Origin of the sequence: Pseudomaricurvus alcaniphilus (genome assembly GCF_011440395.1) — a bacterium.
Classification (GTDB): domain Bacteria; phylum Pseudomonadota; class Gammaproteobacteria; order Pseudomonadales; family Cellvibrionaceae; genus Pseudomaricurvus; species Pseudomaricurvus alcaniphilus.
The window spans coordinates 1-14,395 of the sequence record NZ_JAAOIX010000019.1 but is presented as its reverse complement, the minus strand read 5'-3'; the positions used below and the strand labels follow the sequence as shown (position 1 = coordinate 14,395).

The following is a 14,395-nucleotide window of genomic DNA, read 5'->3' as shown; positions in this document are numbered from 1 at the left end:
CGATTTACGCATCATATTTTTCTTGTCTTCCGGAAAGAAATCAGCAATGGCCGCCTTAAATGACGGTCTGACTTTACAACGATTATACCAATCTGCCAGTGACTGTCTTTCGCCACATTCATCCCACAACCAAGCAAGCGCAAGGTCATCCAAACGCTTAATGTAAGGAAGGATGGCGCACTCCGCCAAGCTATACTTATCCCCAGCTAACCAGCTACAACTGTTAAGTGCAATTGCCAAGGCATCTAACAATGCGTCGTACTTCCGCAAGGAAATTGCAACCTCAGGATGATCCAGGCCAAGCCGGTTCCTCTCTTCATGCGCACTTCGTTCTGCAGCAGGCTTTCCCGCCAATTGCCTGGACTGTTCCTGATTCCTAAAGGCTATACCAAAGCTTACATGTGCACAGATATTTAATAGCCCCATGTCCTTATGCATAACCCAGTTACGCATTTTTGCGTTACATTCAGGGTTATCAAAAGACAAAGAAAATTCTGGATATTTCTGCTCAAGAAACTCGTTGATAATCGTAGACTCAATAATGGGGCTCCCATTATCAAGCAGTGTTGGAACCACCCCGTTCGGGTTAAGTTTGATATATTCTGGGGTATGCGATTCGCCAGCCCTTAAATCAAGCAAGCAACTTTCGTAGGGAAGATGTTTCTCCGCCAGTGCCAGCCTGACTTTCTGGGCGCAAACTGCAACATCATTATGGTATAAAGATAGTGACGTATTGAGTTATCCGTCCGCAATTTTGATTATTATTCGTACTTATTTGAAAACAACGACTTTAAACTCTGAAAAAATAAAACTCTATTTCAACAGAGCCTGATTTTTTATGAAAAAAAATAATAATATTTAGCGATTTGTATTTTTATACTATTCGTAATTATTAATTCAGAACGACGTAGATTATCTAAAGAAAATTTAACAACGCTCGGTAAAATTTAGGAAAAAATCCCTTTATTTTACCGAGCCTTTAATTAAACCTTATAAGAAAATCGTTTAACCATTGCTGGATTCTTGTGTTAACGATCGCTCAGCTTCCAGCTTTTTATTCAGCAGCCAACGAACCTGATTCAAAGCCGCATCCGCACCAATTGGATTCATCTTGGCATCCGGGAAATTTTTCAACACGACTTGCTGCGCCTCAATGATCTCCCTATCTTCGCCGAATGCATTTCTGACCTGATCAGCAATCGCTTGGGACATTTGAGGGTTGTCGATCTCAAAATCATGCGTCTGCGCCCAAAAATAATGAGTACTGGTTTCGGATTCCGGTGTCAGTGCCTGATAGGAATGGAAACGCAGTGTCAAAGGGGAAGCTTCACCATCAAAAGCGCCGGTACCAGCGGGTGCATTACCCGAATCCATACTCAGAATATTGCCGGCAACATGCCAATCGTAGATTTGCCAGCGATCGGTTTTACCTTCAAATTTCGCGATTCCACGTATAAATGGCGGAATATCATCATCGGTATACTGCCGAGTGATTCGCACACCCCAGTCAAAACGTTCGACTTTTGGCTTGATCAAACCGCTATTGCCTTTACCTCCAATAGTCGTTTCATGTACATAACCGAGATGGGAAAAATCCAACAGGTTATCGACTATCAACATAAAATTGGCGTTGTCATACTTGATATACCCCGGCGCATAAGCCCAATCTGGACTATCCAGCCAATGTGCATCTGGCACAGATGATTCATCAGCTAACGCTGGATCGCCCATCCAGATCCAGATCAATTTATCCCGTTCTACCAGGGGAAAGGTTTTTACCGTGAGATTAGGCGGAATACGATCCTGCTGCGGCACTTCAACGCAATCGCCATCAGAATTGAACAACAACCCGTGATACATACAACGAACACAATCGTCTTCAATTCGCCCAAGAGATAAGGGAGCCAAACGGTGAGGACAACGGTTAACCATTGCTGCCGGCGTCCCATCTTGGCGACGATAAAGAATAACATCTTCATTAAGTAGTTTGCGTGCGAAGATTTTTTCACATTCGACTTCATGAGACCAAGCTGCCACATACCAACAATTTTTTAAAAACATAAACATCTCCACCAGTTACTTATCAAGGCCACCAATTCCTGCATCGCTAACCATTGCCTGGTCTTAATTTAAATTACAGAATTTTTAAAAGGCATAGTCTGGCATCCGATCACGCTGAGATACCAGACTGTACAAAGGTGATAACTGTCAAAAGTTCATACCCACTCGCACACCAAAGGTTCGTGGATTTCCCAGATTGGTCTTCAACAAGGAAGACGCACGTGGGTGCGGCTGTGAAAACCCCATCACACTTTCATCAGTCAGATTATTCACGAATGCAGAGACACGATAACGATAATCAGAAGATTCAAAACTGACAATTGCATCGCTAATAAAGTAACTGTTTTCACGCTGCGAAGGCAATAAATCCAGACCGGTATAGATCTCACTCTGGTATCGAGTTCGCAAGGACAAACTCAACTCACCTAGGTCACCCAAACTAATAGCATGTTCGATACCAGCACTGTAGGTCCATTCTGGCGCCTGCACTGGACGACGACCGCTACAATCAATACCGTACAAGCCAGCGCTAGGGCCGCTAACGTCACAACCTGTTACCGGCACACCCAGAAAGTCAGGATTGTAGTAGACAAAATCGGTCATCTCGGCATCCAGATATTGGACAGACAGATCAAACACTGTGCTTTCCAACAATAAAGCCTTCAATTCCACTTCCAAGCCCTTGAATTTGGATTCGCCGATATTTTCGGTCACAAACTCGGTACCACCGGCGCTGTTTAACCGGAAGTGCGAAATCTGCTGATCCTTATAACTCCAGTGAAAAGCTTCCATATTCAGCTGTAAACGATCCTCAAGAAAGCGGTTCTTGGATCCCAGGGTGTAAGCCTCAATTGTTTCCGGCTCAAAGCTTGGATCATCGATGGATTGAAAGAAACCACCTGATTTAAAGCCTGTTTCAAACGTGGCATACAAGAGTGAATCTGCGTTTACATCGTATTCAACTCCAGCACGGTAGGTCACTTTTTCGAACTTCTTCGTTGTTTCGAAGGCATTAAATGAAGTCTGCGCGATTTTCCCAGCAGAACCATAGGGAACAACCGGAATAGGATTGCCATCTGTGTCAACTAATGCATCGGGTACTGTTAAGGAGCTTTCCAGCATTTCGCCGTCAATACAGGCTGGGCCGCCACCCAAAATACTCGGGCAAATCAGCAAGGTGTTGTAAGCGCCGATGTCAGCACTTTTATCGTCCATGGTATAACGCACAGCACCTGTCAGCCGGAATTGGTCTGTCAGACTGTAGGTCAAGCGCACAAACGCCGCATAACTATCAGTCTCCGGCTGAAAGTTTGCAAATGACGCCCAGCCTTGCTGGTTATAATTAATTCGGGCTTCGATAGACTCCTTCATATAGAAAGCGCCAACGATGTAATCCAACGGGCCATCGCTGTCAGAAACCAAGCGAACTTCCAGCGAGGTTTGCTCATCCGTTTCACGCTGAGTGATGCCAAAGCCTGAAGAATAGGTACGAAAATCCAGCTCCGACTTGCGGTAGGCCGGCATGAAAGTCAGGGTACCAATATCCAGATCCCAGTCGAGCTGAGCGCTGATACCGCCAAAATTGTTATCGTAGTAATCATCTGCTGGTAGAGGCTGTAAAAATTCACCTGATAGGAATACAAAGGTAGAACCAATAACGGCGTCAGCGCGTGGATCGAACAACCCGATACGGTCGTCGGCATCCAGCACTTTATAGGTTGCGCCAGGACCATTGCCGCCTTCCTGGAAGTAATCGGCATTCACTTTGAGGGTAACGGTGTCGCTAAGTTGGTTAAGGTAGCTAATCCGAATAGCATCGGTATCCAGATCGCCTCGGTCGTCCGAATAAAAGCCATCACGACTTGCCGTTTGCGCAGCGACGCGCAGCGCACTGTCTTCCGTCACGGGAACATTAATTGCCCCAGTCAACTTCTTAGCGTTGTAGTTTGCCAACTCCAGTGTGCCGTAGCCGCTCAACTCACCTAGCTCTGCCTGCTTAGTGATGACATTGATTGCCCCGCCGGTGGCATTTTTGCCGTACAAGGTGCCCTGCGGCCCTTTAAGTACTTCGATTCGATCAAGGTCAAAAAACACACCTTGTGCTGAAGTTGGGCGCGCATAATTGATGCCGTCTACGTTGAACGCAATGGCGCCATCAGTCAGCGCATTAGTCACGAAGTTACCCACGCCGCGCAGATAAAAGTTATTACTTGGGCCGTAGGCGTTGCTGATCTGCAACGATGGCACAATGCTACCCAGACTCGTGACATCGGTAACACCCGCATCCTCCAACCCCTGGCCTGATACAGCACTAACCGCTAGCGCCGCATCTTGCAGACTTTCAGCACGCTTTTGCGCGGTAACCACCACTTCCTCAAGAACAAATTTATTGTCTGAGTCCGCGTACGCTGCCGCCGAGACGCCAACCCCACTGGATATCGCCAGCACACTCACAGCGATAGAACTTTTCTTCATAAATATACCCTCTCTATTGCTTATTATCTCTATTGATGCCGATACGCATTGTAATACTATACGTCTCGTATCAATATTCTGCCAATAAAGGCTGTATGTCAACTAGGGGGGGGGGGCCTAAGCCATTCGAAAGTTCGGGTTACACGCTCATCTCCAACCTATCGGGGAAAAAAGGCAATAATGAAAAGAAAGGACATATTCCTCACTTACAACGCAACAGATCTCAACAAAATCACTCCGCTCAGCCAGCAGTAACCTCGAAAGCCGGCTACTGCCGATTGATTGAAATTTGTGCACCCAGCAAAGCCCGAGCCGGCATTGATCAAGGGATTTGACCGATTAATAGGGTTTCAACAGTGCTGCGAAGGCCTTTTCCCGCACTTTGCTCAATTCACTGGGATGCGCCTTGTCTCTCACCTGCAGTTCCAGCATTTGCCGACAGGAATCCACCGCAATAAAGGCACGCGGATAGCGCCGCTCCGCAAAACGGGAAAGCCTCTCGTCCAGATTCCCATCTTTGGCTAGCTCCTCCCCTAGAACAAGTCCGTCTTCCATGCTCATAACACCGCCCGAAGCAATATGTGCCGACATGGTATGTACAGCATCGCCAATAAGTGCAATGCGTCCCTTGTGCCAGGGCGTCGGTAACAAGTGATAGCAATAAGGCCGCACTATTACCGGGTCAGTGTCGGCTACATTTTCGAGTAATGTACGAATATAGGGCGCATCCAATCTCCCGAGGGCCTCTCGCAACAACTGTACTCCTTCACTACTCGACACGCGTCGATTCTCCATATCGATTCCAGTGGCAATGTACAGGTAGTTATCATGCAGCTCATGCACAACAACGGCATGACTTTCATCTGTGGAATAGAAACCTCCTGGCCCCTCTGGCAAACCTTTTTTTACCCAGCGCAGGCTCATATTGCCGGAATAAGTCGACGTAATACTATCGCCGAACAACTCCTTGCGGGTTTGCGAAGACGTCCCATCAGCGCCAACCACCAGATCAAAAACGTCCTGCTGACCGTCCATATACAAAACGGAAACATCATTACCGTTATCAGTCAGTTTCTCTACGCCTTTTCCCAAGTACACCTGCGCACCCAGGGACTGCGCCTTCTCAGTAAGAATGCGGGCGAGAATGGGGCGATAGATCAGAACATAGGACGGTAAATCATCATCGCGGACCGGCAGCGACGGTACTGGAATTTTATTACCGGCAGCATCATAAACATCACTGTAGAGTGATCGCCCCTTACCGTGAAAAGACTCAGCCAGACACTGCGCTAAAACACCAAGATCTCGTAATGCATCTGGCCCGCGGTTGACCAGTGTAATCGACGCGCCATCCGCCAATGATGTAGATCGTTCCACTACCGTCACATCAAAGCCAGCTTTCGCGAGTGAAATGGCGGCGCTCAATCCGGCAATACCAGCGCCTACAATCAATATTTTTTCTTTCATTGTTAGTTTATTTGAGGATCAAAGTTATGGATAACATCGCCATCAAAATATCCTGAGCAGGAGCAATAATTATCTGGCGTAGTTAAAAAAATGGGGCGCATGAAAAATGAACCCCATAAAAAGTTAAGCGGATATACTCATTTAATTCGTCATTAGAACTGCATGCTAAATTTCAGCCCATAGGTACGCGGGTCATTCCAGTGGCCAACCGCATAAGGCGCGTTGGTTTGCGGAAACAGATTACGGCGCGTATCACCGATATTGCGAACATACGCACTCAGTGACCAGTTTTTTGCGGTTTGATTCAGTGCCAGTCTTGCGTCAGTAACCCAATACGAAGGAATTTGCGCAAATGCAGTCTGGTTCTCTGCTCCCAGCTGGTCATCACGATAAGCCGCAGTGACATTGGCAACTAACTCATAACCATTATCCATTGGAAACACCTGCTCAACATCCAGGTTGAATGTCCACTCGGGCGAAAACATCAACGACTTGCCAGAGCAGTCCATATTAACAATGGGATTTCCCGCATTGCTGCCCCCGGTAACGACCATACCTGTATCCGTTGCTGGACACCCATAATCGTTATTCGGATAGGCTGTACGGTAAACCGCTGACGAATAGGTAGCATCCAGATATTGTACTTTGGCACCCACTGTTGTATTCGCGGCAACTCTCGCAATCAAATCAATATCCACGCCTTTGATATCCGCGTCACCCACATTGATAATGCCGAATACGCTTTCTCCCGTTGCGGCATTAATACTGTCGTACTGCACTTGTTGATCTTCATACTGCCAAAGAAATGCTTCGATATTCAGCTGCACGCGGTTATCCATAAAGCGGTTCTTTGAACCCAGGGTATAAGCAGTAATATATTCCGGCTGGAATATCTCATAACCACTCACCAATTGCGTACCACCCGCGCGATAACCTTCCTCGACCGATGCGTACAGCATGCTTTCTTCTGCCAGGTCGTACTCCACCGCGGCTCGCCAGGTCACATCATTGAAACTAACACTTTCCTGTGTCGCAGTTGAGACATAGAAGATGTTGCCAAAGCCATTGGCAAGAGGGATAAACTGGGTAGGTTGATTAAACGCCTCAACGTTAACGTCCTGCCCAGTCAACGGGCCACCTGGAAACAGGACCGTCGCGCGGCTGTTAATAACTCCCTGGTCAATCAGATAATCCAGTGTCGCGTCTGAATCAAGACCAACGGGCCCTGTCGGCAACGGAATATTGACGAGTCCGCCGGCCACAAACACCTGAGTGCCACCATCAATGGCCTTATCATCTTCTGTATAACGAATACCGCCAATTATGCGCAGACTATCAGACACCTTAGCCGTTAGCTGACCGAACACAGCACGGCTTTCGTTATCAAACTCATAGAACACATGCGGCAATACAGATTCCTGAGCATAGACATTATTGGTACTCACGTCTTCTTCAAAATAAATACCACCAATAACATAATCAAAGATTCCAACCTCACCCGCCAAACGCAACTCATAGCTGGTTTGTGTAATTTCTTCGTTGATGTTGCCAACGTTTTGCGCAGGGCCGTAAAAAAATGAATGGTCTTTCGCCGAGCGATGCGCAGGAACAAAGGTCAACGTACCAATGCTGGTTTCAGAATTAATTTCCGCATTAACACCCCAGTATTCGGAGTTGGCTTCCTGCTCACGCTGATTGACAAAGCCGCCTGCAGCTACGCGCGCAGCGTTTGACGCAGCGCTGTTTAAGCCTTCGTCTTCCGACAAGCCTGTTGGCGTGAACATCCATTCGGTATTCACTAAATCGACCGGGGTTGCTGCAGACGTAATACCGAGCAGCGTCCCGCCTGGTCCCTTGCCACCAATATCGGTGTAGTCAGCGCCAACGCGAATAGACAGCGCGTCAGATGGCTCAACTAAAAATTGCGCCCGCAATCCCAGTAAATCTTTATCTCCCGTGCCATCGTTGTAGATACCGTCACGTGTATGACGCGTCGCTGCGAAGCGCGCTGCACTGGTATCTGACAAGCCTAGATTGACATGACCACTAAACTCACGATTACTCAGGTTGCCCGCGCCTAGACTCAGCGCGCCAGAGGTTTCACCCAGCACGGGTTTGGCCGGAATCACATTGATGTTGCCACCCGTTGAGTTACGGCCATAGAGGATACCTTGCGGCCCTTTAAGAACCTCGACACGCTCCAAATCGTAGAAGGCAGCGCCTAATACGCCACTGCCTCTCCCCATGGAAACACCATCGTAGTTTGGAATAACGCTGGGATCAGTAAAGCTTTGCACAGTGTTATTACCAACACCGCGCATATAGATAGAAGTGATATTGGAACCGCCATTGGTCAGGCTAAGCGCCGGTACAATCTTGGCCAGATCATTAGCATTGGTGATACCTTTGTTCTCGAGGTTTTTTCCGGTTACCGCATCAATCGCGATACCCGCATCCTGTAAGGATTCCGCCTGACGGCGTGCCGTTACGACAACCTCTTCAAGTGTGAAAGACTCAGCCCAAGCCGGAACCGAGGCGCTAACCCCTGTTCCCATAAGGACTGCCGCAGTTAAAACTGCAGAATTTGGCTTTTTGACATTCATCGTTTTACGTCCTCTCTTATACTTATAATTGTTGCGCTTTTAGTTAGCAGGAAAACCGAACCAATGTGCAGCGGCAAGGCTATTAACGATACGGTCGCCCCACTTTATATACCATACGTCTCGTTTCATATGTATGTCAACTGTTCTATCAATTTTTAGCTCAGTTGCAGTTTACGACTCCAAATCCAGCATGTTTTTGATTTTCTGCCGCACACGGGAAGCCATACGATCTGCCACAACCACAAGCTCTTGCTGCCGGGCAGACGCCCACTCAACTCTGGCCTCCACGGCCTCAATGGCATCTACATCTTGGAGACGAATTTCCACATCAACGGCGCCCAGCGCTTTACCAAAAGGCTGGTCATCAATTCTGAAGTTACGTGTTTGCATACCGAAATAATGCGTTGAGTTATCCGTCTCTGGTGTCATTCCGTGGATAAAATTGACTTTTCCATGGGTTGTTTCAGAAAAAGAATCTTCGACTTCAACGCCTCTATCAGTTAGCCATGGGCCACTGATTCTTACCAATTCAGGCCCGTAAAAATCGGTCATTGAGTTGATCGTCACCGTATTGCTAGTGGCCGACTCCTGCCCCCAAAGAAAATTGAAAAAATCACTCCAGGGTTGATCGGTCATAACATGCAATTGACGCAGCGAGAAATCGGTCTCCACCACTTTTCGTTTACCACTTAAAAACGTATCACCTCCCGGTACGTGATGATGGATATGCGGCAAATGGGTCAAATCCATAATATTGTCGATAAGCAGCTGAGCCCGCGCTTTCAAATGAAAATAATCGCCACCGGAAACTGCCCAGCCGGGTTGGTCCAATCCGAAATCTTCATAAGGAGGAATCAGGTTTGGATCCGCTTTTTCCGGATCACCCATCCAAATCCAGGTCAGATAGCCCTTTTCAACCAACGGGTAAGTGGGCTGCTCAAAATTAGCGCCACCCTTTTGCGAAGGAATGCAAACACATTTCCCTTTAGCATCAAACTGAAAACCATGGTAGCCACACACAATGGCATCGCCTCTCACCTCGCCTTTTGCCAAAGGGTAGTAGCGATGGGGGCACAAGCCGTACATAGCAACAACTTTACCCGCCTCCGTTCGATAAAGAGCTACCGGAATATTGAAAAAACTGCGCTCAAACGGTTTTATGCTGATTTCGCTGGAATAGGCAGCAATGTACCAGCGGTTTTTTGGCGAAATTTTGTCTGCTTCAAATGGATACATTACAGCTACTCCAGATCAAATTATTCTTAAATTAATTCCACTCTTTATACCAGCTCTCTGGCGGTTGCGGGCCCCAGTGATTCATATGGAACCAAGGCTCGTCGTTCAATTCAGTTGGGCCGTAATCATGACTGACAACGCACATTGGGCCCGTGATTTCAAACCGATTTCCATCGGGATCACGCACATAGATAAACAGCATATCGCCTTCATTATGACGCCCCGGGCCATATTCCGCTGGCGTGCGTATAGCCGCCAAATGGTCACAGAACTTCCAGAAATCGTCGGTATTCAGCTCTATGGCTACGTGATGTATACCAGCCGCGCCACCCAGAATCGCCAACTGATGATGACGATCGTTAACGCGCATAAATTGCAGCAGATGATCGCCGCTACCGTTAGGGTGCAATGCGTAGGCACTCACATAAAAACCTACGTGCTGCATAAACTGTGACATTTCTTCAATATTTTCACTACGCACCTGCATGTGGCTGGTACGTACATCCATCGCACAGGGGCGATACTCAGCATGCAAAACATTTTCATGTGGCTCGGCTGCCAGCAACTCAAAAGTATGCCCGGTTGGCACTTTCACGCGAATCGCGTCAATAGCACCAGGGCGAGACTCACTGCTGCCACGGGTAAAAGGTATAGATGCGGCTTTTAAACGTTCCGCGATTCGATCAAGTGAGCCGGTGTTATACACGGAATAGGCGATATATTCGATTCCAGTGCCGCCCTCAGTCAGCCCCAGAACAATTTTGCTGGTCACAGGACTTGCCAGATAAACTCGCCCCGGCCCCCTCGCCACCTCAACCAAGCCAAATACACGCTGGTACCAAGGCAGGGACGCCTCAATGTTGTTTACCTTGACAATGGTATGGTCGATTCCTGAAATATCGCCCTTCCACAGATGCTCTGCTATAGAACCGTTATTGTTTTCATGCTTCATATTTTCACCTACATGTAGTCTTAGCACCTAAACGCGAGACTCTTTATAGAGCCTCGCAACAATACAACTTGACGCAATTAATGTTCGAAAGGAGGAAGCCCAAAGTATGGCTTTCTATCATCGAGCTCTTCTTTCACAATTGCATTTCGCTGCTTTCCTAAGCCGGTAATTTCAATTTCAAGGGTATCGCCTGGCTTTAAAAACTGACCGTGAAACGCACCGTTGCCCGGAGGAGAGCCCGTCATCAGTAAATCGCCGGGCAGCAGCTTAAACCGTTCAGAAGCGTAAGCGGTATATTCGTCTTCACTGAAAATCATGTCATTAGAAGGCCAATCCTGCTTAACCTCGCCATTTACCCAAAGGCGAATTTGAGGGCTTTCAATCGTTTTAAAGAATTGCCGCGGTACCACATACGGTCCGGTCGCCTTGAAACTCGGTGAGTGCTTGGCAATCCAGTCTGCATTCCACTTAATATCACTGCGACTAAAAAGTTCACATGTATGCATATCGTTGATAATGGTATAACCCGCTACATAGTCACCCGCTTCGGCTGGTGTCATGTAACGTGGACTATTACCGGCTATTACGGCACACAACTCTGCTTCCCAATCATGGGATTCCCCAACTGCCGGCAATTCAATATTGTCTTCAGCACCAACCATGGAACCGTGTGTTGCCAACCAGATAAACGGCATACCTTTAGCCCGCTTCTGCTCAACAAATTCCAGATTACGCTTATAGAAGTCTTCATCGCTTTCGCCGGCTTTACGGTCTTTCTGATACTCACCCTCATTGTAGGTGTACATCTCTGCCGCGTGCTGACGATAGTTAGAACCAGCACCGTATATTTGCGGGAAATCTACAGGCGGCAAAAAGTGGAAATGCCCAACTTCATGTTCCAAAATCTGGCCTTCCTTTTCAATCTCACACAGACGCGCAAAGTTCTTTTCCCAGTCGCCATAAATTACCTGCGAAGTAGGAAACTCTGTGGAAATATCAATAACTTCACCATTGGCCCGCACCAACGCATGAAAACGGTGATCACCGTCTTGCAGCTTAGCCAGTGCAAAGGTACCAGTCAGAAGACCGGTTTTTCTTTCGAACTCCATTAATTACCACCCTCTATTCAAAATCGTAAACCTACTGAATCGATGTCAGACAAAGAGTTGCCTTGCATACATCAATTCAAAGGCGAGAACCAAGGGAAAGCTCATTTGAAGCTCTCACCCCTGTGCTTAATCAAGCCAACGTATCAGCCAGGCTCTAGAGTTTTTTATTGTTAACTGAGCATAACAATCACTCAAATTGATTATTCTTCTCATTGTATTGATAGAATTGATACGAAGCGTTTTGTAATGTATACTGGCAGCTCAAGGGCGTAAACCAAATTCGCCCATCAACTTTTAATGAATAAAAAATATAAGGGGCGCTCTCATGGCAGACATTTTGTCTGTTTACAACACCAGGCACTTGCGGGCGGGTATCCAGCATCGCCCTGGAAGAGCTTGGCCTTAATTACGAGTCACGCCTTGTTCGTATCAACGCAGGCACCCATAAATCACCTGAATTCAAGCACATAAATCCCAAGGGCAAAGTGCCGGCGCTGGTGCACCATCAAGAATCACTCACCGAAAACGTAGCCATTATTTCGTTTTTAAATGATGTTTACGGCGGACTGCTGCCACCTGCAAATACACCAATGGATCGCGCCCGGCATATTGCCGATCTCTGCTTTTGTTCAGCAACGCTGCATCCATTGGTAACCCGTATTCGCATGCCCATGTTCTTTGCCGGCATGGAACAAGCTTCCGCGATAAAAACCATCGCAGCACAAGCAATGGATGAATACTTCCAGCTGGTTGAGGATCGCCTGCAGAATCAGGCATGGTGGTACGGAGCTCAATGGTCAGCCATGGACGCCTACCTCTATTGGGTTTTCTGGCGTGTTGAAGGCGCGGGCTATCACGTAGAACGCTTTCCAGCATTTGTCAGGCATGCACGCAACCTCGAAGCAAGACCAGCGACCCAACGCGCTATTGCGCGAGAAAACGAGGCGATTAAAGTGCTTGAATCTGAGGGGGTAAAAATTGTTCATCCCCACATTCCAATCGGCGACTATGCAAATAATGCCTAAGGATTGTTTTGAAAAACACGCGGGGCGCCATAATCCGATGCCCGTCAATATTCACCAGGCTATTGCATAAAAGAAGTAGCCTTGCTGGATGTCTTCACCTGACACAAAACGGAGTACTTCCATGCGATTTGACCGACTCGATCTGAATCTACTGGTCGCTTTCGATGCGTTAATTGAGCTTCGCAGTGTCACAGACGCAGCTGAGAGACTGCACATCACACAATCGGCTACCAGCAACGCTTTGGCGCGTCTGCGAGACTACTTCGAAGACGAACTATTGATTTCTGTTGGTCGCAGAATGGAACCGACGGCACGCGCAATAGAGCTCAGAAATCCAGTCCGTGAAGTGCTGATGCAAATACGCTCATCCATTACGTCGCCATCAGACTTTGACCCAGCTACATCCACTCGAAGCTTCACGCTTGTCTGCACGGATTATGTCGCTACGCTCATAGCGCCCGGTCTGCTCGCCGCGTTTGATAAGGAAGCACCTCATGTAAAGCTCAGTATTATTTCTCCACATCCACAAGCGATTGAGATGTTTGAACAGGGACAGGCAGACATGTATATGGCCGGCGTAGAAAGCAAGCTCACTAAGCATCCGGCTGAAGCGCTGTTTAGCGATGAATATGTAGCTGTCTGCTGTAAGAGCAACAAGCAACTGAGCGACGACATCAGTCGTAAGGACTTTCTGAACCTGCCTCACGTCAGCATTGCATTTCACGACGGCTTGCGTATTACGCACTGTGAACGCCTGTTAAATGAACGGGGCTTGAAAAGAAATGCCAGTGTCACAGTCACTACTTTTTTAATGCTGCCGCAAGTACTGGCGGGCACCAACCGAGTTGCTATTATGCATCGCATGCATGCGCAGAAACTGGCCAAACACTTTGGGCTACGCATATCGCCATTGCCGTTCTCCCTTCCCAAAGTGGACAAAATTGTGCAGTACCACCGCTTGAGTGAGAAAAATCATGCGAATCGCTGGCTGCTTGAGCATCTCCTGAATGTTGGTCGCGGGCTGTCCTTCGAATAACGCGAAGGCCAGCCGCGCCAAATTCTTAAGCAGCTACCAACGACTGGACGTCAATCGGAGCCGTCTGTTCTAGCCAGAGGACTCATCATTAATCAGTTTCTGCAACGTACGGCGCGCGCGCATCGCAGCGGCATCCATAGGCAATAATACCGGCGACATATCTAATAAATCACGCCCTTTCATTCGCGCCGCAACGGCAGCAACCATAGGCTCGTCTTCGTTTTTAAACGCCTGATCAATAGCGCCGTAAACCATATGCCTAAACTGTTCACTGCTCTGGAACTTTTCGCTGGCGGCAGCCCAAAAATAATGTGTGCTGGTCGCACTTTCTGGCGTTAACAAATGCGCCATCGGCAGCGCCGCATCGGTTTTATCCGCGCCATCAACCGGCGTAGAGCCCGTATCCAAAAACATATTTGCCGGCGGTAGCC

11 protein-coding genes and 1 pseudogene are annotated in these 14,395 nt (G+C 47.8%); 2 read left to right on the top strand and 10 right to left on the bottom strand.

Annotated elements, in window-relative coordinates:
* From G8764_RS22870 to G8764_RS21900, 9 genes and pseudogenes are all read right to left on the bottom strand, one after another.
* Window positions 1-426, bottom strand: a 426-nt coding sequence (locus tag G8764_RS22870) for a glutathione binding-like protein (RefSeq protein WP_279538493.1), incomplete at its 3' end; no start/stop codon positions are given.
* 78 nt (window positions 427-504) lie between these two features.
* A pseudogene (locus G8764_RS22865) lies at window positions 505-714 on the bottom strand (glutathione S-transferase family protein); the annotation flags it as partial.
* 291 nt (window positions 715-1,005) lie between these two features.
* The gene (locus tag G8764_RS21930; protein ID WP_166168430.1) at window positions 1,006-2,061 is read right to left on the bottom strand and encodes an aromatic ring-hydroxylating dioxygenase subunit alpha; all 1,056 of its coding nucleotides are present in this window, start codon (window positions 2,059-2,061) and stop codon (window positions 1,006-1,008) included.
* A gap of 147 nt (window positions 2,062-2,208) precedes the next feature.
* Entirely contained in the window at window positions 2,209-4,536 is a 2,328-nt protein-coding gene (locus G8764_RS21925; RefSeq protein ID WP_166168427.1) for a TonB-dependent receptor, read from the bottom strand.
* 339 nt (window positions 4,537-4,875) lie between these two features.
* A complete protein-coding gene (locus G8764_RS21920; protein WP_166168424.1) occupies window positions 4,876-6,003 on the bottom strand; it encodes an FAD-dependent oxidoreductase in 1,128 nt (375 codons plus the stop codon).
* Between the two features lie 152 nt (window positions 6,004-6,155).
* Window positions 6,156-8,606 (bottom strand): TonB-dependent receptor, encoded by a 2,451-nt coding sequence (locus tag G8764_RS21915; protein ID WP_166168421.1) that lies wholly within the window; start codon window positions 8,604-8,606, stop codon window positions 6,156-6,158.
* A 171-nt stretch (window positions 8,607-8,777) separates the two neighbouring features.
* Complete coding sequence (locus G8764_RS21910; protein WP_166168418.1) at window positions 8,778-9,842, bottom strand: aromatic ring-hydroxylating oxygenase subunit alpha; 1,065 nt, start codon at window positions 9,840-9,842, stop codon at window positions 8,778-8,780.
* Window positions 9,843-9,873: 31 nt separating this feature from the next.
* A complete protein-coding gene (locus tag G8764_RS21905; protein WP_166168415.1) occupies window positions 9,874-10,794 on the bottom strand; it encodes a VOC family protein in 921 nt (306 codons plus the stop codon).
* A gap of 77 nt (window positions 10,795-10,871) precedes the next feature.
* Window positions 10,872-11,903 (bottom strand): fumarylacetoacetate hydrolase family protein, encoded by a 1,032-nt coding sequence (locus G8764_RS21900; protein WP_207952043.1) that lies wholly within the window; start codon window positions 11,901-11,903, stop codon window positions 10,872-10,874.
* A gap of 341 nt (window positions 11,904-12,244) precedes the next feature.
* On the opposite strand from G8764_RS21900, the gene G8764_RS21895 reads away from it, so the two are divergent.
* Window positions 12,245-12,928 (top strand): glutathione S-transferase family protein, encoded by a 684-nt coding sequence (locus tag G8764_RS21895; protein ID WP_166168436.1) that lies wholly within the window; start codon window positions 12,245-12,247, stop codon window positions 12,926-12,928.
* 121 nt (window positions 12,929-13,049) lie between these two features.
* Complete coding sequence (locus tag G8764_RS21890) at window positions 13,050-13,964, top strand: LysR family transcriptional regulator (protein ID WP_166168412.1); 915 nt, start codon at window positions 13,050-13,052, stop codon at window positions 13,962-13,964.
* A gap of 69 nt (window positions 13,965-14,033) precedes the next feature.
* Here G8764_RS21890 and G8764_RS21885 read toward each other — a convergent pair.
* A partial coding sequence (locus tag G8764_RS21885) for a hypothetical protein (RefSeq protein WP_207952041.1) occupies window positions 14,034-14,395 on the bottom strand: 362 nt, incomplete at its 5' end.